Origin of the sequence: Lactobacillus gallinarum DSM 10532 = JCM 2011 (assembly GCF_001434975.1) — a bacterium.
Classification (GTDB): Bacteria; Bacillota; Bacilli; order Lactobacillales; family Lactobacillaceae; genus Lactobacillus; species Lactobacillus gallinarum.
On record NZ_AZEL01000071.1, the window covers coordinates 17,070 to 35,336 of the forward strand.

22 protein-coding genes, 5 pseudogenes and 1 riboswitch are annotated in these 18,267 nt (G+C 35.3%); of the genes and pseudogenes, 9 read left to right on the plus strand and 18 right to left on the minus strand.

Annotated features, from left to right (window positions below; genetic code table 11):
* The 3 genes and pseudogenes from FC37_RS10895 to FC37_RS10905 all read right to left on the minus strand — a co-directional run.
* Positions 1-91 (minus strand): annotated as a pseudogene (locus FC37_RS10895) (hypothetical protein); the annotation flags it as partial.
* Between the two features lie 36 nt (positions 92-127).
* Positions 128-592, minus strand: a pseudogene (locus FC37_RS10900) (ATP-binding cassette domain-containing protein); the annotation flags it as partial.
* 90 nt (positions 593-682) lie between these two features.
* Positions 683-1,240 (minus strand): ABC transporter transmembrane domain-containing protein, encoded by a 558-nt coding sequence (locus FC37_RS10905; RefSeq protein WP_025006175.1) that lies wholly within the window; start codon positions 1,238-1,240, stop codon positions 683-685.
* A gap of 178 nt (positions 1,241-1,418) precedes the next feature.
* Positions 1,419-1,532, plus strand: a riboswitch (FMN riboswitch).
* Between the two features lie 112 nt (positions 1,533-1,644).
* Between FC37_RS10905 and ribD the strand changes: the two genes are divergently transcribed.
* From ribD to ribH, 4 genes are read left to right on the plus strand one after another with little or no spacing between them, the layout of a single operon-like run.
* Positions 1,645-2,703, plus strand: a complete 1,059-nt coding sequence (gene ribD / locus FC37_RS08730; RefSeq protein ID WP_025006176.1) for a bifunctional diaminohydroxyphosphoribosylaminopyrimidine deaminase/5-amino-6-(5-phosphoribosylamino)uracil reductase RibD — start codon at positions 1,645-1,647, stop codon at positions 2,701-2,703.
* Positions 2,696-3,292, plus strand: coding sequence for a riboflavin synthase (locus FC37_RS08735; RefSeq protein ID WP_025006177.1), 597 nt, complete (start codon positions 2,696-2,698; stop codon positions 3,290-3,292). The genes ribD and FC37_RS08735 overlap by 8 nt, the downstream gene beginning before the upstream one ends.
* A 1-nt stretch (position 3,293) precedes the next feature.
* A complete protein-coding gene (locus FC37_RS08740; RefSeq protein WP_056945617.1) occupies positions 3,294-4,481 on the plus strand; it encodes a bifunctional 3,4-dihydroxy-2-butanone-4-phosphate synthase/GTP cyclohydrolase II in 1,188 nt (395 codons plus the stop codon).
* Positions 4,481-4,942 carry a 6,7-dimethyl-8-ribityllumazine synthase gene (gene ribH / locus FC37_RS08745; protein WP_025006178.1) on the plus strand — a complete coding sequence of 154 codons (462 nt, stop codon included), beginning with the start codon at positions 4,481-4,483 and terminating at the stop codon, positions 4,940-4,942. Before FC37_RS08740 ends, ribH begins: the two co-directional genes overlap by 1 nt.
* 108 nt (positions 4,943-5,050) lie before the next feature.
* Here the strand turns inward: ribH and FC37_RS08750 are convergent.
* The 3 genes and pseudogenes from FC37_RS08750 to FC37_RS08760 all read right to left on the minus strand — a co-directional run bounded on the left by FC37_RS08750 (position 5,051) and on the right by FC37_RS08760 (position 7,780).
* Positions 5,051-6,198 (minus strand): annotated as a pseudogene (locus tag FC37_RS08750) (FAD-dependent oxidoreductase).
* A gap of 189 nt (positions 6,199-6,387) precedes the next feature.
* The gene (locus tag FC37_RS08755) at positions 6,388-6,774 is read right to left on the minus strand and encodes a hypothetical protein (protein WP_025006179.1); all 387 of its coding nucleotides are present in this window, start codon (positions 6,772-6,774) and stop codon (positions 6,388-6,390) included.
* Positions 6,775-6,847: 73 nt separating this feature from the next.
* Positions 6,848-7,780 carry a helix-turn-helix transcriptional regulator gene (locus FC37_RS08760; protein ID WP_025006180.1) on the minus strand — a complete coding sequence of 311 codons (933 nt, stop codon included), beginning with the start codon at positions 7,778-7,780 and terminating at the stop codon, positions 6,848-6,850.
* An 83-nt stretch (positions 7,781-7,863) separates the two neighbouring features.
* Here FC37_RS08760 and FC37_RS08765 point away from each other — a divergent pair, with 83 nt between their 5' ends.
* Positions 7,864-8,112 (plus strand): hypothetical protein, encoded by a 249-nt coding sequence (locus tag FC37_RS08765; RefSeq protein WP_025006181.1) that lies wholly within the window; start codon positions 7,864-7,866, stop codon positions 8,110-8,112.
* Between the two features lie 40 nt (positions 8,113-8,152).
* Here the strand turns inward: FC37_RS08765 and FC37_RS08770 are convergent.
* The 7 genes and pseudogenes from FC37_RS08770 to FC37_RS08800 form a co-directional block, all read right to left on the minus strand.
* Positions 8,153-8,344 (minus strand): annotated as a pseudogene (locus FC37_RS08770) (ISLre2 family transposase); the annotation flags it as partial.
* Positions 8,345-8,640: 296 nt separating this feature from the next.
* Complete coding sequence (locus FC37_RS08775; RefSeq protein WP_025006183.1) at positions 8,641-8,973, minus strand: MBG domain-containing protein; 333 nt, start codon at positions 8,971-8,973, stop codon at positions 8,641-8,643.
* 30 nt (positions 8,974-9,003) lie between these two features.
* Complete coding sequence (locus FC37_RS08780) at positions 9,004-9,303, minus strand: YSIRK-type signal peptide-containing protein (RefSeq protein ID WP_025006184.1); 300 nt, start codon at positions 9,301-9,303, stop codon at positions 9,004-9,006.
* A gap of 275 nt (positions 9,304-9,578) precedes the next feature.
* Positions 9,579-9,989 carry a VOC family protein gene (locus FC37_RS08785; protein ID WP_236697318.1) on the minus strand — a complete coding sequence of 137 codons (411 nt, stop codon included), beginning with the start codon at positions 9,987-9,989 and terminating at the stop codon, positions 9,579-9,581.
* A 29-nt stretch (positions 9,990-10,018) separates the two neighbouring features.
* Positions 10,019-10,387: an ASCH domain-containing protein gene (locus FC37_RS08790; RefSeq protein WP_025006185.1), complete on the minus strand. Its 369-nt coding sequence runs from the start codon at positions 10,385-10,387 to the stop codon at positions 10,019-10,021.
* The gene (gene msrA, locus FC37_RS08795; protein WP_025006186.1) at positions 10,387-10,956 is read right to left on the minus strand and encodes a peptide-methionine (S)-S-oxide reductase MsrA; all 570 of its coding nucleotides are present in this window, start codon (positions 10,954-10,956) and stop codon (positions 10,387-10,389) included. Before msrA ends, FC37_RS08790 begins: the two co-directional genes overlap by 1 nt.
* 161 nt (positions 10,957-11,117) lie before the next feature.
* Positions 11,118-11,555: a hypothetical protein gene (locus tag FC37_RS08800; protein ID WP_025006187.1), complete on the minus strand. Its 438-nt coding sequence runs from the start codon at positions 11,553-11,555 to the stop codon at positions 11,118-11,120.
* Positions 11,556-11,814: 259 nt separating this feature from the next.
* Between FC37_RS08800 and FC37_RS10910 the strand changes: the two genes are divergently transcribed.
* Both FC37_RS10910 and FC37_RS08805 read left to right on the plus strand, forming a co-directional pair.
* Positions 11,815-12,183 (plus strand): SH3-like domain-containing protein, encoded by a 369-nt coding sequence (locus FC37_RS10910; RefSeq protein ID WP_236697319.1) that lies wholly within the window; start codon positions 11,815-11,817, stop codon positions 12,181-12,183.
* Positions 12,128-13,291 (plus strand): hypothetical protein, encoded by a 1,164-nt coding sequence (locus tag FC37_RS08805; RefSeq protein ID WP_236697320.1) that lies wholly within the window; start codon positions 12,128-12,130, stop codon positions 13,289-13,291. Before FC37_RS10910 ends, FC37_RS08805 begins: the two co-directional genes overlap by 56 nt.
* Positions 13,292-13,337: 46 nt before the next feature.
* On the opposite strand, the pseudogene FC37_RS08810 reads toward FC37_RS08805, so the two are convergent.
* Positions 13,338-13,817, minus strand: a pseudogene (locus FC37_RS08810) (alpha-amylase family glycosyl hydrolase); the annotation flags it as partial.
* Between the two features lie 159 nt (positions 13,818-13,976).
* Here FC37_RS08810 and FC37_RS08815 point away from each other — a divergent pair.
* Positions 13,977-14,246, plus strand: coding sequence for a hypothetical protein (locus tag FC37_RS08815; RefSeq protein WP_025006189.1), 270 nt, complete (start codon positions 13,977-13,979; stop codon positions 14,244-14,246).
* A gap of 51 nt (positions 14,247-14,297) precedes the next feature.
* Here FC37_RS08815 and FC37_RS08820 read toward each other — a convergent pair whose 3' ends face one another.
* A complete protein-coding gene (locus FC37_RS08820; protein WP_025006190.1) occupies positions 14,298-16,802 on the minus strand; it encodes an excinuclease ABC subunit UvrA in 2,505 nt (834 codons plus the stop codon).
* Positions 16,803-16,830: 28 nt separating this feature from the next.
* Positions 16,831-17,208 carry a pyridoxamine 5'-phosphate oxidase family protein gene (locus FC37_RS08825; protein WP_236697321.1) on the minus strand — a complete coding sequence of 126 codons (378 nt, stop codon included), beginning with the start codon at positions 17,206-17,208 and terminating at the stop codon, positions 16,831-16,833.
* Between FC37_RS08825 and FC37_RS10155 the strand changes: the two genes are divergently transcribed.
* On the plus strand, positions 17,191-17,286 hold the full coding sequence (locus FC37_RS10155) for a toxin-antitoxin system HicB family antitoxin (protein ID WP_081776577.1): 96 nt from the start codon (positions 17,191-17,193) through the stop codon (positions 17,284-17,286). The genes FC37_RS08825 and FC37_RS10155 overlap by 18 nt on opposite strands.
* 53 nt (positions 17,287-17,339) lie before the next feature.
* Here FC37_RS10155 and FC37_RS08830 read toward each other — a convergent pair whose 3' ends face one another.
* Entirely contained in the window at positions 17,340-17,618 is a 279-nt protein-coding gene (locus tag FC37_RS08830) for a hypothetical protein (RefSeq protein ID WP_025006192.1), read from the minus strand.
* A 130-nt stretch (positions 17,619-17,748) separates the two neighbouring features.
* Positions 17,749-18,051, minus strand: a complete 303-nt coding sequence (locus tag FC37_RS08835; RefSeq protein ID WP_236697322.1) for a DUF5067 domain-containing protein — start codon at positions 18,049-18,051, stop codon at positions 17,749-17,751.
* Between the last annotated feature and the right edge of the window lie 216 nt (positions 18,052-18,267).

The following is an 18,267-nucleotide window of genomic DNA, read 5'->3' on the forward strand; positions in this document are numbered from 1 at the left end:
GCCATTTGGCATAGAAGGCATGCAATACATCAATAGCAGCTGCTTTATTGGCTTGCTGGTGAATCTGCTTGAATTCGTTCATAATTGACTCCCCATTTCTATCTAAGAAAGTCACACTTCCAGTTTTCGGTTTTAATTTGCCCAATAACACTTTGAATAAAGTAGATTTTCCAGTGCCAGAATCACCTGTGAGTAAAACTTTTTGTCCTTTTTTAATTGTGAAATCGGGATATGAAATAGTTTCACCTTGATCATATTTTACGGATAAGTTTGAGACTTTTATTCCGAAAGCTAAGGTCTTATTTTCATTTTTATCAGGAATTGATTTTCTTAAATCAGCAATCTGGGTCCGGAGAGCATTAGTTAATTTAACCTGCGTAATTGCTTGCGTGATATTCCAAATTGCTGAAGAAATAGTAAAAGCAAAACTGCCTGCAACAACAAAATCACCAAAAGAAATTATATGAAGCAAGAACAAAATACCCGCGATAAAACTCATCCCTACTTGAGCAATAGCATTACCAAAACCATTAAAGAGGTAAGAAATGCTTCGATATTTAAAAGCTTTTTTTACTAGTTTCAACATAGTCATTACTTGCTCTATTAAGCTGCTTGATTAATCGGCTGTATGCACTATAGCGACGTAATTCTTGCAAACCACCTAACCAATGCTCAATGGTATTTAACAATTTATCATTTTTCTTATTAACCTTATCCATTGCAGATGAAGTCTTTTTTCCATAATCTTTGGCATCGACAAGATAATAACTGCAAAAATTACCGTTACCAAAATTAAAATCCAATTCATGCTTGCTAGCAAAATAATTGAGATTATAATTTCCAAAACACCGCTTAAGATAGCAACCCAAGGTGTTACATAATTATCAGCTAAGAGTTTTAAGTTAGCAGTCAGTCTGTTTTGCATACTAGAAACTTTCTCGTCATTATCCTGATTATAGTAATGATGCAAAATATCTTGACGAATTTTGTGTAAATAATCTTGTACTTGTCTAGTAAATGCAATAGTAGCAATCGGCAAAAGCAATGCGGTTAAAATTGACATTATAAATTGCACTAATTCCCAGTAAATAAATCTATTCAAATTACCGGTAGTAATAGAATTTAACCCATATTTAAAAAGATATTCACCCAAACTACCGGTAATCGCATATAAAATATAGAGGAAAATTATCAGACTAGCACGAGAACCATTGGTCTTAAATAGCTCTTTTAAATTCATAGCATCCTACCAGCATTAAAATTTTGTAGTTTTAATTAATTGTTATTTAATATACTACAAAAAAACTTAAGAGCTACTTATATTTTTTTAATCAGGATTTTTTTGCTCATCACTTTTTCCTCACCCTAATAATTTGACAAAACACAAAAGCAGGATTATTCTGTAAGAGAATTAAATAAATGTTCTTCGAGGCAGGGTGAAATTCCCGACCGGCGGTAAAGTCCGCAACCCGCGCAAGCGGTTGAATCCTTAATGGTACCGATAGTTACAGTCTAGATAGAAGAAGGATAATTTTAACCCACGCTTATTTTGCGTACTTGAATTATTTTTTAACTTGCATACTAATTTTGAACCTCGAAGTTTAGCTTCGAGGTTCTTTTTTGTTCTGTTAGGAAGTGATTTAAATGGAAAAAGACCAATATTATATGAAATTAGCTCTACAAGAAGCTAAAAAAGGACGCTTCCAAACTTGGAAGAATCCAATGGTTGGTGCTGTGATCGTCAAAAACGATCAAGTACTAGCTACTGGTCATCATATTCACTATGGTAAAAATCATGCTGAACGTGATGCCATTTCTAAATTAACCCCAGAACAATTATTTAATTCAACTCTTTATGTCACACTTGAGCCTTGCAATCACTATGGCAAGCAACCACCTTGTTCTGACTTAATTGTTCAAAGTAAGATCAAACGCGTTGTTATTGCCCAGGTTGATCCGCACAAGCTAGTAACCGGCAAAGGAATTGCCAAACTAAAAGCGCACGGAATTGAAGTTACAACTGGTGTTTTAGCTAAAGAAGCTGAAGAACTTAACCGGTTTTACTCATACTTCTACCAAAATAATCGCCCCTGGATCACTGTTAAGCAAGCCGTCAGTCTTGATTATCGAATTAACGATCAAGTAAATACTCGCACAGCGATTACTAATCACTCGGTTTATGAACGAGTTCATCAAGAACGTGCAGATTATCAAGCAATTTTAGTTGGTTCCAATACGGCCATCATCGATAATCCTAGCCTGCTAACTACCGTTCAAACTGATTACCCACCAATCAGGATAATTATTGATCGACGTGGAAGGTTGCTTCAACACAAAGATCTGAAGCTATTAACCGATGGTCAAGCTCAAACTTGGATATTTACCCAAAATTCTGAGCTCAAAAAGAACTTAACTAACAATCAGGTCAAGGTCTGGTTAATGAAAACAGATCAACTTACTGAAGTGATCCAGACTCTAGCACGAGAAGGCATTCAATCTGTCTATGTTGAAGGTGGACCCACCTTAGCTAATGCTTTTATGAATGATCAGTTAGTAAATAAAGTGATTGAATATTTAAGCCCGCAATTTTTAGGTAAAGCTGGAATAGCGGGAATTCTGCCTAGCTCTAGAATGGCGCTTAAAAATTTGAAAATCGAACAACTATCAAATAATTTGAGAATTGTAGGTGAAATTGATGTTTAGTGGTTTAGTACGCGGGGATGCAAAGATCGCGCAAATTGATAAGGATCAAGAAACTATTACGTTAACGGTTAGATGTGCTCCAGATTTTATCAAGAATTTAAAAATTGGTGATTCCATTGCAATTAATGGGACTTGTCTAACTGCTGAAAGTTTTACTTCTAATACTTTTACAGTCACCATGATGCCGCAAACCTATCAAAAGACAACGTTTAAAGATTTAAATGTTGGAGCTCAATTAAACGTCGAACGATCATTACAGGTTGGTCAACGGTTAGAAGGACACATTGTAACCGGTCACGTTGATGATGTTGCTCAAGTAAAAGAAATTAGGCAAAACGAAAATGCAATCGAAATTTGGTTTAGCTTCCCTGCTCGCTTAGAAAAGCAAATTGTGCCTCAAGGTAGCATCGCCATTAACGGTGTTTCCTTAACCGTGATGGATACTAAAGACAATACTTTTTCTGTAGGCTTAATCCCGCATACACAAGATGAAACCAATTTAGCTCAATTAAAAGTAGGCTCAGAAGTAAATATTGAAACTGATATTTTAGGTAAATATGTCGCCAAGAACTTAGAAAAGAGAAATTAAAATGGATGTCAAAAAAATTCAAAACGCAATCGAATGGATGAAAAATGGTGGTTTAGTAATCGTCGCTGATGATGAAGATCGTGAATCTGAGGGAGACATGATCGGTTTGGGCTCAAAAGTTACTCCAGAAAATGTAAACTTTATGACTAAATATGCCCGTGGTTTGCTTTGCACACCAGTAAGTAAGGAAATCGCCCAACGTTTAAACTTGCATCAAATGGAACAAGATAATACTGATCCTTATGGTACAGCCTTTACCATTAGTGTTGATTATAAGACGACTACCACGGGTATTTCCGCTTATGATCGTGCTGCAACAATTAAAGCAATTGCCGATCCGAACAGTAAACCAGAGGATTTCTTTAGACCTGGTCACTGTTTCCCACTCGTTGCTAAAGATGATCAAATTAAGCACAGAAATGGTCATACTGAAGCCTCAATTGCACTGGCTCATCTGGCCGGTGAACCGGAAGTGGCTTACATTTGTGAGGTAATGAAATCTGATGGACATATGGCAAGACGTCCTCAATTAAAAGAAATAGCTAAAGAACACCACATGCCTTTCTTAACAATCGCAGAATTGCAAGAATACATTAATAGTCCAGCGAGTAAGCGCTCAGAATTTGTAAACCTACCGACCCGTTATGGCAACTTTAAAATCAAAAGTTATGGCAACGGTAATGTTGCTTTAATTAAAGGAAATATTGATCCTTCAAAGCCAGTATTAACTCGCGTTCATTCTAAATGCTTAACTGGTGATACTTTCGGTTCTAAACGCTGCGATTGTGGTGCCCAACTTCATACTGCTATGAAAGAAATCGAAAAGAACGGTTCTGGCTTAATCATTTATCTTAACCAAGAAGGCCGCGGTATTGGTTTAACCAACAAATTACGAGCTTACGCTTTACAGGATCAAGGTCATGATACCTATGAAGCAAATCAAATGTTAGGTTTTGCGCCTGATGAGCGTAATTATGATGTTGCTGCCGCGATTTTTAAAGAATTGAAGATTAAGGAAATCAATTTACTAACCAATAATCCTGATAAAATCGATCAATTAAACGATTATGGTATTAAGATTAATAAGCGTATTCCATTAGAAATTGCACCTAATGATGTTGATCGTTTTTACTTGCAAACTAAGAAAAAGAGATTCCATCATCTATTAGAACTTAAGGAGGCAGAATAATGACGGAATATACTGGAAACTTCACCAATACACATGGGAAAATCGCTATTGTCGTAGCTAAATTTAATGAAATTGTTACTAAAAATTTGGTTCGTGGTGCCAAAGAAACACTGCATCAATTTGGAATCCAAGACGATGAAATCGATGTTATCTGGGTACCAGGAGCTTTTGAAATCGGCTTTACCGCGCAAAAACTAATTAATTCTGATAAATATGCTGGAATTATGACTCTTGGTGCAGTAATCAAGGGTGAAACTGATCATTATGCCATGATTATTCAAAATGTAACGAATGCAATCATGCAAATGAATTTACAAGCTAAAATTCCGGTTACCTTTGGTATTTTAACTACAGAAAATATTGAACAAGCTTTGCAAAGAGCTGGCTTAAAAGCCGGTAACGAAGGCTCTTCTACTGCTCAAAGTTTACTTGAAATGATCTCCCTCAATGAGCAATTATAGTTACTAACTATTTTACTCAAACACAACTAAATCTCACAAAAAAACTAGCCATGTTGTTAAAACATGACTAGTTTTTATCTTTATAATTTATTTTTATTAACGATTAAATTAGAATCTTGCCATACCTAATGCATGTTGTGCAGCTAAATTAAGCAAACTCCATTGACGGTCAAATCCTGGTTGGAAGAAGAAGTCTTGTTCAGCCAAGTCTTCCAAACGCATCTTATGACTAATTGCCAAAGCTAAGACATTGCCTTGAGCAGTAATATCATACTTAGAAAGTACCGCACCGCCTAAGATTTGGTGAGTGTATGGATTAAAGGTTAAGCTGACATATACCTTAGGATTATCTGCTTCTGGAACATAAGCTGGACGCATATGATCTTCATAGAAGCTAGTTTGATAGTCAAGCTTATTCTTAACAGCTGAAAACTTATTTAAGCCTGCAGTAGCGAAGTGATAGTCAAAGACGCTAAGAGCTGAAGCGCCGATAACGCCCCTGAAGGCACGATCTGGCTTATCCTCGAAGATATGGTCAACTACATATTGAGCTTCTCTTCTGGTAGTAGTAGCTAAGGCAATTGGCATTGGCTTACCTACTGGAATAGAAAGTGGCAAAATTGCATCTCCAATAGCGTAAACGTCTTTAACATTAGTTCTCAAGTATGGATCAGTCTTAATCCAGCCTCTTTGATCTAAATCAACGGTGCCCTTTAGCCAATCAGTATTAGGAGTTACCCCTGCTGAAACAACAACCAAGTCAGCTGGTACATCGCCTTGATCAGTTTTGACGCTTTCAACTTTTTCATTACCGTTGAAGCCTTCGATTTTGACACCCATCTTAAGATCCATATTCTTCTTAAAGGTAGGTTCCAAAACATCGAGTAATTCTGGGTTCAAGTAAGTTCCTAATGGACGATCAATCATGTCCATTAAAGTTACATGCTTGCCAGCTTTAGCAAATACTTCACTGGCTAAGGATTAACTTACCATATTGAACTTCTTCTTCAGAATTATTGGTTAAAGCCTTAACTGTTACTGTCTTATGTTCAGGATGAATCGCGGTTACTTCATGGTTGGCATAAACATGACCGCCCTTCTTTTCAACATCTTCAGGAGCAAAGTTTCTGGCGTCATCTTCAGCCGTAACTTTATTTCCTAGGTATAATTGCATACCACAGGACATAAATGAAATAAAGTCGGCCAGCTTCATAAACAGTTACATCTACATCATTATATTTATCTAACAGCTCAATTGCTTATTCATGACCACCATGTGAAGCACCAACAATTACAATTTTACGTTTATCCATAAAATCCTCCTAACACAATAGTTTCTTCATTACATTTTCAATTGGTAACACTTATTACTTAATGTCTATCATATTTTGCTCAATAAATTGATTAAAAATAAAAGTTTGGAGTTGACGCTCCAAACTTTTTTGCTATATCTTCTGCTCAACATCATGAATCTTCACAACTAATACAGCGCGAATCCAATCAAATTGGGCTTTCATTTGATCAAAATATGTGCCTTCATTAATGAATTGACCACTGCCATGAATATGATAACCGCGACCCATTCCAGCGGTTCCTGAATAATTGTAAGAACCAATCGTAATGATCAGTTCATGTTTTGGATCTTTTTCAAAATCTTGTTCAATCGAGTGCATCCCCGCAGCTGGAATCAAAATTATATCATCAGAAACCACGTTAATATATTGTGACCAAGTATTAACTACGCTAGCTGGATTACCATTAATCGAGACAATCGTTGCTGGCCCTTTGTCTTGTAAAACATCTAAAAAATCTTCGTTCATTATTTTTGTCATGATTGTTACCTCCTGATATCTTCTACTTCAGTATATTTTAGAATTCTGTCAATCTCTGTCAGAATTTAAAAAATCAATATTGTTTAATAATCTGCTTTAGTTTTCGCAAATAACTATCTCTTAATTCTTGAGGTTTAAGCACTTTAACCTCTGAGCCCAAAGAGATCAAATAATCTACTAGATAATGCAATTCTTCTTTATTGTATCTGCCATTTAAATAAATCTTTTGCCCCTGATGCATTATCTGCATAATCGGATAAGAATTATATTTAATTTTTTGTTCGCCAATTTTAGTTAATAAACATTGATATGGGATGCAATAATGCTTTTGTTCATATTCTTGATAACTTTCACTTAATTCATTTTTACTTATTATTACTCGATCAGATTTCAGTTGTTTGACCATTCTAAACTTATCCAGACGTAAAACAAACCAACGTTTCAAATCTAAATTATAAGCATGACAGAACCAATTCCCTGCTTGATAAAACAAATCAAGTAGTTGCAACTTTTGTTTTCCTTTAATAAACTGCTGATTTTCCGCTAATATTAAATCATTATCAATACATGCCTTAAGTAGCAAATCAAAAAATATTACTTTATTCAAACTAGGTTGACTGACATACTGAACAAATTCTTCCTGAAGCTTTATTTGTTCCTGCAACCTAGTAGGCAAATTCTTTAATAACTTGGCCTGAATTTTTTGATACTCATTACTATATGGTGTTTCACTAATATTTTTAATAGCTTGCAAAGCAAAAAAGATAGCATTAATCTCTGACGTATTAAATCGAATAGGCAAAAGCAATTTACTATTGGTAATGTGATAACCACCACTACGTCCCGTTTCACTATAAAAAGCTAATCCTAGTTGTTCCAAATCAGCAATATCCCGTAAAGCAGTGCGTTCAGAAATAGTAAAAGCTTCTTCTAATTCTTTTAAGTGAAATACTTTTTTATCGCTTAGATAGATCAATTCTTGGTTAAGTCGTTCAGATTTTTTCATTTTCTAGGCTTTCCTGTCAAAACATGTCAGTCTTTAAGCTTATAATAAAACTAACAAGCTACTAGAGCAAGGAAGGTATTATTATGGTGGATATTTTAACTAATCAAACTACTAATCAAGAATTCTCAGACTTCGCTGTAGAGCAAATTCATAATGTAGATGTTGCCACTACTTATCATGGTGAACCAAGTGCTCAAGTATGTGATCTGCTTTTAAACAAGAATGGAAAACTATATATCGCTACTTCAAGTCAAAATCCATTCTTCAAAGATTTAATCAAACTACCAAAGGTCATCGTTAATGACTACAAAGGTAATGGCACCATGGATTAAATAACTGCCGCATTAAAAAATAAGCTGGTCGAAAGACTAGCTTATTTTTCTTTTCAATCTGATAGCCTTGCTTTTTAGTTTCTTCAACTAAGCCGGCATCAACTTCTTCTAGTGCTAATTTCATTAATTCTCTAATCAAATCAAAGAAGTAGCACATTAATGCCTTTTCACGAGCAATAACATTATTTTCGGACTTAATAATTTTCACGATATCAGTTATAATAGACTCCATAAAAGACTAGCTTCTAATGTGTTTTTTTGCTTAACATCAGACTACTGATCTTTTTGTTTTGGAGTCAAGTCCTAAAATGGATTTGACTCCTTTTAATTTATATTTAAACGTTACCGCAAGCTATTTTACACTTAGTAATCATTGATGAGTATAGCTATTTCTTTTTTCGCTTAATAAACATGCTGCCTAAGTCTAGATTTGATAAAAGTATGCCTAGCCATGAAAGTGATTCTTCTCTTGATTGAGGCAAGGAATTATCGTTTGTTTCAACAGTTTCAGGTTGAACTGGCTTATCATTATCCAGTCTTTGTGGTTTCTACCACATATCCTAAATCTTCATACCTTTTAGCCACTGCATTAAATCCAGCATCCGCTGCTTTTGAATCATAGCCTCTTAATTCAGCGCTTGCCTTACCCTGAGCAATTGTATAAGTACCAACAATTCCTGGATCTTTGGATAAAGTAGGATTATCTTTTCTCAACTTTTTAGCAGCTGAATCTGTTAATTTAGCATAGTATGTACCAACATTTTTAGGATTTTCTACAATAGCATCACCATTTTTATCAACCCATTGAAAGCTATCATTATTGATGCTGCTGGTATTTAGTTTTTTATCACCATCTGACAAACTAAACTTATTAACATCAATCTTATTAGTTTATTTTCCGTCATATTCTTTAGTGTTTTGACTTCCAATTTGCCAAGTATCTGAATCAGTTGCCGGATTATTATGTCCGTTGCTGCTATTATCAGCAGTATCTGCACATGCTACATGATGACTTATATCACCAGCAGTATTTATTCCGGTATCTGCACTCACTACTTGAGAACTAAAGCCAAAAAAAGAAACTCCAATCAAAGCTGAGACAGCTCCAACTGATAGTTTCCTAATTGAATATTTATTTCTTTTATTATTAGATTTCCTTATTTTCTCATTATAGTTATTTTCAGATAACATCTTAATATCACATCACTTAAAGCATGTTTATTCTATATGAACATATTTAACATAGCTATAAATATTAATATATCATTATGTATATCTTTTTTAAAGTATTTTATTACTTTTTATAAGTAATATGTAATAAGAGCACCATTTGGCTTATATTAATTTTCTTAAAAATTGTTATTTTTAATATTTGATTTAAGACAGAAAAAAGCTGATATCCTCATTCACAGAACAAAGTTTTATCAGCTTTTTTCATTTTTTAATATTAAAAAATGAACCTTTTTTCAATGTTTAGCACTAGCTATATAGTAATCATTCATAAGAACAGACTTCGACCAAGTTTCCATCTGGATCCCTAGTATAGCAGAAGTCATTTTTCCATGTGCACCATGCTTCTCTACTGGGCCCGAAATAATCTCTTGATTATTTGATTTATACTTAGCTATCACATTTTTAATAGGTTGATCAGTTTTAAGACAAAAATCAAAAACTCTCGTTTCCAATTGTTTAGCCACAATTGCGTTAACCCCATTAGTCTTTTTTCTCAGTCGAATTAATTGATCACCACATTGAAGAGAAACGAAGCCATTTTGTTTATCAACAATAGGCAATCCTAGAATTTCATGATAAAAATTCTTAGATTTATTTAAATCAGTCACAGTAATTACAAAATGATCCAAAGCAATAATTGTCATATTTTTACTGCTTTACATAAGTTATATTATTAAACGTGTTTATTTTTGGAACGATAAATCAATGGAATAACTTGTTTTTCAAATTCTGAGCTCTTAATTGGAATAATTACATCATCATCAACATTAAAAAGCTTAAGCTGTCCTTTTACTTTAATCGGATCAATCAAATTCTTAAGTTTAATGTACCAATAATAGCATTGATCGACATCATTCCAGTCTATTCGATACAGATCCATCACGCAAAGTGCATATCCTGGTGCAGAATTCGGCACTCTTTTTGCCGTAGAGCACATCAAAATTGGTCCACGATAATTAGTTTTCCACGTGCGGTATTCTATTTTCTTGGTGCCGTTAATCATCTGCATGATATAGTCACCACGCACAGACAAAGCTTTCATTATTTGTCCCAGTGCTCTTTGATAAATTTTTCTCGGCCACCTGCTTCTTCCATTGCATAACGAAGCGGATCTTTTTTATAGAAATCTTGGTGATATTCTTCTGCTGGATAAAATGGTTGAGCTGGTTCAATTTTCGTCACAATCGGATCATCGAACTTGCCGCTTTCGGCTAATTCTTGTTTGGACTTCTCCGCAGCTTCCTTCTGTGCTGGTGAGTTATAGTAAATTACGGGACGATATTGATCGCCACGATCTTGGAACTGCCCCATTGCATCCGTGGGATCAGTAACCTGCCAATAATATTGAAGCAACTTTTGATAAGGCATTTTTTCAGGATCGAAAGTAATTTCAACGGCTTCTGTATGCCCAGTTTTACCCGTGCAGACTTCTTCGTAAGTTGGATTGGCAACATGACCACCAGTATACCCACTAACTACCTTTTCTATTCCGGGCAGCTTATCAAATGGACTCACCATGCACCAAAAGCATCCCCCAGCAAAGATTGCCGTGTCTAATGCGCCTTTAAGCTTGGTATCAGTGATTTTCGTTTGTTCGTTATTCTCCGTCATTCTCTCATAACCTCCTAAATTCCGTGAAGTTTTCGGTTTTTTTCGGTTTTCACTCTTAAACCGAATTATAAACTAGATTATAATAATTTTTCATAATTTTTTAAAATAAAATGCAAAAAGCCACCCAAGAAGGTCTTTCATCCTTCTAAATGGCTTTTTTACTACATATCTTTTGCAGATTTCGTCAAATCATTCTTATCTGAAATCCAAGTAAACAATGGCAAATCAATATGACCATTTTCGTCAATTGAATTCATTACTTTTTCCATAAAGAATTCCTGCCAATGCTTATCTGGTTGTACACCGGGATGACCTAATTGAGGAACTAGCCATCCTTCACTCAATGGCTTGATTGGATTAAGACCTACTACCATCCCAATAGTATAGTTTGAAAAATCAAAACTGCCTTCGACTACTTTCCATTTAGGATTTTTCATTAATTCAGGTTGCAATTTATTTAACATTTCAGGCGGAATTTTACCCTCAGTAATTGCCATTCTGCCCTTAATTGGGCCATTTTTCTTTTCAAATTCTTGCAAAGTGCCTTGCATAAATAATTTTTGCCCAAATTGATCAAATTTCTTCTCTTCTTTTAACATAGTTAATTAATCAACTTCCTTTAATATGCTTAAGCTTTATTATACAGAATTTTATCAATGAAAAAAGCTTTCAAGATTCAATTAAACCTCTTAATCTTACATCTATAATCTAAATAGTTTAGTCACGCCCTTAGATTTAGTAGATAATATAAATATCATGAAAAAGTTTTTATATTTTATAATTTTACCGATATTAATTTTATTCATTCTATATTTTTATTTACCTTTAAAAATTAATCCGTTAAAAAACGGATCTATCGTGTTAAAGCCTGCACCAGTAACTACTTACACTAATGTTCAAACTAAATTGGCTGGACCCCATGATTTTCCAATTTATCGCAATATTTCTAAATACGGTGGTATCAATGCTTTCACTTCTACCAAGGATTTCAGGAACGGTTTGCTTCAATCTCTTAAATCAGCGCAAACCAAGCAAGGGCGTTTTTATCAATTAACAGTCAACGGTAGACAAATTGGTTGGGTTAATGAAAAATTCTTTTTACGTAGCAAACTACTTGCGGCAAAGCATGTATCTTTAACTCGTAATCCCTATTCCCTATTCCTCTTTCCCAGTGAGGGATGCAATTTCTTATATTGCAGACAAGCACGGCACCTTAATCGATCTTAAAAAAGTATCTGCATCCCAAAATTTTTTTAATTCTACAACTCCTGGAAAATTTACAATTAAATTAAAATACCATCATTTAAAAACAACAATCAACGTTCATGTTAGACCTAATTTAAACGAAGGCATTACTGTCGCAAACAGAACTGCTATTGCTGGACCTTCTTTAGTAAAAACATTCTCTGGTAGTTCCAAATCTTCTTCTCCAAATTGGAATCCCGAAAATAATTATCAGCCTGAAACCGAAATTAATAGATATTATGATAATAAGCATAATTTGATGATAACCCAGTTTTACCAACCTCGTTTTCATTCATTAACGCCTCAACCTACTCCTCTTAATCAAATAGGAGTTATTCCTCAAGGGATCAGCCTTAAACAAAATCAATTAACTGTTTCATATTTCAGTGAACCTAACGTTGAATGGGGACATCTAGTTACTTATAATCTCAATCATTTGTCCGATCCACTTAAATCACAAAATTTACTTACTATGAAGTGGCGAGAATTTAAAAACACATCACGCAATATTGCAGTATCTCCATATATGAAGCTGGGGCACGGACAATCTATCGGCATGACTAAAAAATATATTTATGTACTGGCTAGCAGCAACAAAGAAGCTAATCCCGATAAATCCGAAGAAATTTTTCAAATTTCTAGAAAAAACTACCAAATTAACCATCTTTGGACTATAAAAGTATGGAATCGTTCTAGCTATTATCCACGCTATTTTCATAACGCTTGCTTTATTAATAGTCACTTAATGTACGCTACTTTTCATAATGCCAGCAAAGGATTATATGAATACTGGAAATTAAGTCGAAACGGAAATACATGGATGCCAACAGAAATCGGAACAACTCAATCTGATTTTGTAAAAAACAATTCACCTCTACAAAGCTTTACCTCTAGTCGTTCTAAGTTTTACCTAGCTTTTAACGATAATTTATTCATAATTACCCATCCAGGAAAACTCATACAACACTACCAATTTCATACCTTGCGCGAAACCGAAGGGATAGCTGTAGAAAATGATCGCCCTTATATTGAATTAGCACGCAGACCCGAATTGCTACAAATAAAAAATCAACAAAATAAAAAGAATTGATAATCACAAATTAACTATGATTATCAATTCTTTTTTATTATCTTATCTAAATCACAACTGCTAAAGCCTCATACGGCTTTAAGATGATCTCTTGTTTAAATTGGTTACTGTTATGTTCATAATTGCTAATTAAAACTTGATAGCTCTTATTAACATATTCTTTAGGTAATTTAGCCTGACATTCCTTGCCATAGAAGTTAGTAAAGACTACTAATTTTTTATCACTGTTATCTAAGAAGCGTTCATATGCAAAAACTTGTGGATGATCCTTCAAGAACATCTTAATATGCCCATAAGAAATTAACTTTTCATTCTTACGCAACTTAATTAGTTTTTGATAATAGTCAAAAATTTCGCCACTTGCTAGTTCTTTCTCTACATTAACTTGATTTTGATCAGTTGGCATCAGCCATGGCTTTACATCACTAAAGCCAGCATATTGACTATCATCCCAATGCATTGGCACACGTGAATTATCTCTTGCCTTGGTCTTAATGATTTTTAAAGCTTTCTTTTCTATTTGTCCTCCATCAATGTTATATATATTATAACCAATCATACACAAAAACGAGTCTGCAAAGGACACGTTTTTAATTTTCCATTCAAATTCTTTCCAATAATCAGCTATTTACTATACAGACAATTTCTTTGCTACAATAATAAAGATCCATGAGGAGTGATTTTTATGTTATATCCATACGCTGAATTCCCAGGCGAATTATCAATTACGTATTCTCAAATAATTCCCGATCCATCCCAAAAAGACGGTATTAAAATTTATGTACATTTTGAAAAACCAACCGATTATGGCTTCAAGGAAGCCCGCTACACTCTTCCTGACTATAAGGAAGTTTATAATTATAACTTTACTTATTCAGAAACAAAGAACAACATAGAAATCCTTAAAAGAAATGCACCATTAATTATGGAATGTGCTAAAGAAGAAAAACAGTAAACCCATTCTCTCTACACAAAAGCGAGTCCCAAAAAAGACCCGTTTTTTTATCTATTCAAATTGTTTCCAATAATCAGCTAAATACTGTGTAGTCAAACTGTCAGGATTCTTAACCAATTCTCGCGGCATCCCTTCAGCCACGATTCTACCACCAGCTTTACCGCCGCGTGGTCCAAGATCCAAAATATAATCACTGCTTACAATCAAATTCAAATCATGTGTGATCGTGATAATGGTTGCACCTTGATCAAGCAATTTTTGCATCACGGTTACCAAAACCTTCACATCTAAGGGATGCAAACCGATCGTTGGTTCATCGAAGACAAATAAAGTATCATCTTGCTTATGACTCAAGTGAGTTACTAGCTTCAACCTCTGGGCTTCACCACCAGATAAGGTTGGTGTACTTTCACCTAAATGCAGGTAATCCAACCCTACTTCTTTGAGTAACTTTAATTCACGTTCGATCTTTGGTACCTTTTTAAACACAGGCAAGGCTTCATTAATATCCAAATTAAGCATATCAACAATCGACATCTCATGCCACTTAACTTGCTGAATTCTCGGATTGTAACGTTCACCATGACAAGTTGGACATGTCTGCTGCATATCTGGTAAAAATTGAATATCTAATGTAACAATTCCAGTTCCACCACAAGTAGGACATGCACCTTCTTTATTGTTATAGGAGAAGTAACTTGGCGTGTAATGCTTTTCTTTTGCTAACGGCTGACGAGCAAAAAGCTTACGCAAATTATCCATGATTGAAGTATAAGTAGCAACCGTTGAACGGGTACTCTTGCCAATCGGTGTCGCATCAACACTAACTACATTATGGACAGGTGAAACGAATTTCTTAATTTGTTTCGGTAACTTTTCACCCTTAGCTTGTGCCTCAATAGCTGGAACTAAAGAATCTAAAATCAAACTGGTCTTACCCGCTCCAGAAAAGCCAGTTACTGCAGTAATTTGATTAATCGGAATTCCTGCTTTAATATCATGCAAGTTGAAATAATGCTCCACTTCAAATTTGATTTGATCAGGGTTAATCTTATCAGTCGTTTTTCTTGCCATTAAATCAGCTGTTCCATTTAAGTATGGAGCAATCAAAGACTTTTTATTGTTTTCAAGTTCTTGCGGTGTCCCTTGAGCTAAAATTTGCCCACCCTGGTCACCAGATCCTGGTCCGATTTCGATAATCTCATCGGCTGCCTTAATAATGTCGACATTGTGATCAACTACGACCAATGAATTGCCTTGTGCAACAAGTTTACGTAAAACTTTAATCAAACCATCGACATTAGCCGGATGAAGACCGATAGAAGGTTCGTCTAATACATAAAGAACACCGGTGGTTTCTGTTCTCAGAGTCCGAGCCAATTGGATTCTCTGTAACTCACCAGTTGAAAGCGTATTTCCGGCACGTGCCATGGCTAAGTAGTCCAACCCTAAATCAAGTAGCGGCTGCAAATTATTGATGAATTCTTTAATCAATGAAGAAGCCATCTGATGCATTTCTTCTGGTAACTTAGCTAAAACTTCCTTACTCCAAGCTGGCAAGTCACCCAATTGCATATGTTCGACTTCATCAATATTTTTACCATTAACCAACTGCTTAAGTAGCTCAGGACGAAGTCTAGTACCATGACAGACTGGACAAGTTGAATAAGTAAAGAATTCCGCAATTCTTTTTTGTGCTCGTTCACTCTTGCTACTCTTTGCTGAACGCAGGACTGCCTGGTGCGCATTTTCATAAAGAGCATTGAAGTCGTGAAAAACTCGACCAGTACCGGATAAGAAGTCCATCTTGTATTTCTTTTCTGGACCGTTCAAGACAAAGTCTTTTTCTTTTTTAGTTAAATCCTTAAATGGAACATTAATGCGCACTCCTGCATGCTGGGCAACGCTTGGCATAAAATTACGTCCTGGCAATGACCACGAAGCAACCGCGCCGTCTTCGATGGACAGATTTTCATCAGCAATCAACTTATTTTCATCAAGTTGACGCACCTTCCCTGTACCGCCGCATTCAGTACATGCTCCATCTGAATTGAAGGCGAACTCTTCTGCACTTGGAACATAAAACTTAACACCACAGGTTTGGCAGGTAATCCGTCCCATTTCTTCGCCAGGCTTGGACATTGCTTCGGCAATTGCTAGACTCGGTGCGACTCTATGACCGTTGGGACAAACAGGCGAACCAAGCCGTGAAAAAATCAAACGCAAAACATTAAAGGTCTCAGTTGTTGTACCAACGGTTGCTCTTTCATTTGGAACGCTGGGGCGCTGACGTAAAGCCAGCGCTGAAGGGATATGCTTAACTGAAGTTACATCAGCCTGCGCACCTTGCTTGATTCTTCGCCGCATATATGTAGAAAGCGCATCAAGATAACGACGCGATCCTTCTTCATAAAGAATTCCCATGGCTAGGGATGACTTTCCAGAACCAGATAAGCCTGAAATAGCGACGAATTTATGGAGTGGAATATTGACATCAATATTCTTTAAGTTGTGAACTTTTGCTCCTCTAACTTCAATTTGACTTGGTAATGCCATATTGTTCCTTTCTATTTAATAATGTTTTTTAAAAATTAAAATGCTTCTGAAAAACCGGTTTTTGCCTTAAATCGTAAACTGAACCATCAATCGGCGTAATCGCAAAGGGACGCAATGTACTTCTACTTGATCTTGAATCAGCCGAATCAATCTCGACCATTTCAGGATGTGCTTGATAGATTTGATCCATGTATGAATCATCAACTTCCTCTACTTTACCATTGACAGTTACAGCTACTGAATTCATTGTTTCTGTTCCTTTTAAGCCAGTAATTGAAATAAAGGGATGCTTTTTTAATCTATTATAGAATGCACCATTTACAATAGTCGAAAAGATTAAACGATTTTGTTTATCAACTAGTTCAATATCAGCCGCATTACTGCGAGGATGCCCAAATCCCTGCATGAACATCTAGCCGAAGAAGCAGATGAAGAAAATGTATCTCTTAACTCATATATTGTTAGTAAACTTGCTCAAAGTTAATACAATCAAAAAATAAAGGTCGATCAAATTCATCAAGAGTTGATCAACCTTTTTTATCTAAACAACAAATACCAAATTGCATTAAAAGCCATACCGCCTAATGCCCACAGAACACAGGTCTTCGCGCGGAATTTATTGCGCTTAGCAATTGCGAAATAAATAGCCATGATAAAACCAATGAATGGAAACAAAAATGCCCAAAAAGCATCCCAATTTCCACCTTGATTTTGCGGTTTAGATTCCGGATAACGGCGATTGCGATATTTATCAAAGTAATAAACAATAAACCCAGCTCCGATTAGAGCTACTAAAATGATTAAACCTTCACGCATGATATTCTCTCCTATTTGTTCTGACCGTTACATCCAAAATAAAGGAAATTCCGATTTTTTGCAAATATTAGACAATGAGGAATCAAAGAAAAAAGCATTTATCGCGACAATCGATAAATGCTTTTTTAATTTATTTTACTTTAAAGTAGCGACGAGCAGTAATTTGATTATAGCCTTTTTGAAATTCTACTTTGACCTTACTGCGGTTTTCTAAGGTGAATATAATTACGCCATTTTTAATAGTCTTATGTGGTTTCAAATTATGTTCCATCTTACCTAAGCCCTTAATCAATGAGGATGAATTAGTCGCACCAGTAGTTAATTCCTGCCATTTTCCATGAACTTTTTGATAAGCGTTAACGCCAGAATAGTTCATCAACATGTCACTCTTAACTGTCCTTTTACCATGGTTAGTAACATTTACCCAAAGCACTAAGATTTTCTTACTTGCTTCTTCTTAATGTGAAAAGTGAGTGAACCACTTTTGACAGTCTTCGAAGCCGCCTGCACAGTCTGAGGTTGAGAAACGACTGGAGCAACGGTCCCTACCGAAGCGGTAAGGCTAATGCAGCGGCACCGAATTTGATAATTTTTTCATAATAAACATTCTAAGCTAAATAGTGAATTAGTTATCCGACGGGATAATTGA

What these genes read in the sequence shown, in the direction of transcription:
- FC37_RS08755 (WP_025006179.1), bottom strand. Translation starts at nt 6,774, where the DNA reads ATGACAAAAATAATGAACGAAGATTTTTTAGATGTTTTACAAGACAAA.
- FC37_RS08790 (WP_025006185.1), bottom strand. Translation starts at nt 10,387, where the DNA reads ATGAAAGCTTTGTCTGTGCGTGGTGACTATATCATGCAGATGATTAAC.
- FC37_RS08815 (WP_025006189.1), top strand. Translation starts at nt 13,977, where the DNA reads ATGTTATATCCATACGCTGAATTCCCAGGCGAATTATCAATTACGTAT.
- FC37_RS08765 (WP_025006181.1), top strand. Translation starts at nt 7,864, where the DNA reads ATGGTGGATATTTTAACTAATCAAACTACTAATCAAGAATTCTCAGAC.
- FC37_RS08780 (WP_025006184.1), bottom strand. Translation starts at nt 9,303, where the DNA reads ATGTTATCTGAAAATAACTATAATGAGAAAATAAGGAAATCTAATAAT.
- FC37_RS08825 (WP_236697321.1), bottom strand. Translation starts at nt 17,208, where the DNA reads ATGCAGGGATTTGGGCATCCTCGCAGTAATGCGGCTGATATTGAACTA.
- FC37_RS10905 (WP_025006175.1), bottom strand. Translation starts at nt 1,240, where the DNA reads ATGAATTTAAAAGAGCTATTTAAGACCAATGGTTCTCGTGCTAGTCTG.
- ribH (WP_025006178.1), top strand. Translation starts at nt 4,481, where the DNA reads ATGACGGAATATACTGGAAACTTCACCAATACACATGGGAAAATCGCT.
- FC37_RS08820 (WP_025006190.1), bottom strand. Translation starts at nt 16,802, where the DNA reads ATGGCATTACCAAGTCAAATTGAAGTTAGAGGAGCAAAAGTTCACAAC.
- FC37_RS08760 (WP_025006180.1), bottom strand. Translation starts at nt 7,780, where the DNA reads ATGAAAAAATCTGAACGACTTAACCAAGAATTGATCTATCTAAGCGAT.
- FC37_RS08800 (WP_025006187.1), bottom strand. Translation starts at nt 11,555, where the DNA reads ATGTTAAAAGAAGAGAAGAAATTTGATCAATTTGGGCAAAAATTATTT.
- FC37_RS10155 (WP_081776577.1), top strand. Translation starts at nt 17,191, where the DNA reads ATGCCCAAATCCCTGCATGAACATCTAGCCGAAGAAGCAGATGAAGAA.
- ribD (WP_025006176.1), top strand. Translation starts at nt 1,645, where the DNA reads ATGGAAAAAGACCAATATTATATGAAATTAGCTCTACAAGAAGCTAAA.
- FC37_RS08785 (WP_236697318.1), bottom strand. Translation starts at nt 9,989, where the DNA reads ATGACAATTATTGCTTTGGATCATTTTGTAATTACTGTGACTGATTTA.
- FC37_RS08735 (WP_025006177.1), top strand. Translation starts at nt 2,696, where the DNA reads ATGTTTAGTGGTTTAGTACGCGGGGATGCAAAGATCGCGCAAATTGAT.
- FC37_RS08740 (WP_056945617.1), top strand. Translation starts at nt 3,294, where the DNA reads ATGGATGTCAAAAAAATTCAAAACGCAATCGAATGGATGAAAAATGGT.
- FC37_RS08830 (WP_025006192.1), bottom strand. Translation starts at nt 17,618, where the DNA reads ATGCGTGAAGGTTTAATCATTTTAGTAGCTCTAATCGGAGCTGGGTTT.
- msrA (WP_025006186.1), bottom strand. Translation starts at nt 10,956, where the DNA reads ATGACGGAGAATAACGAACAAACGAAAATCACTGATACCAAGCTTAAA.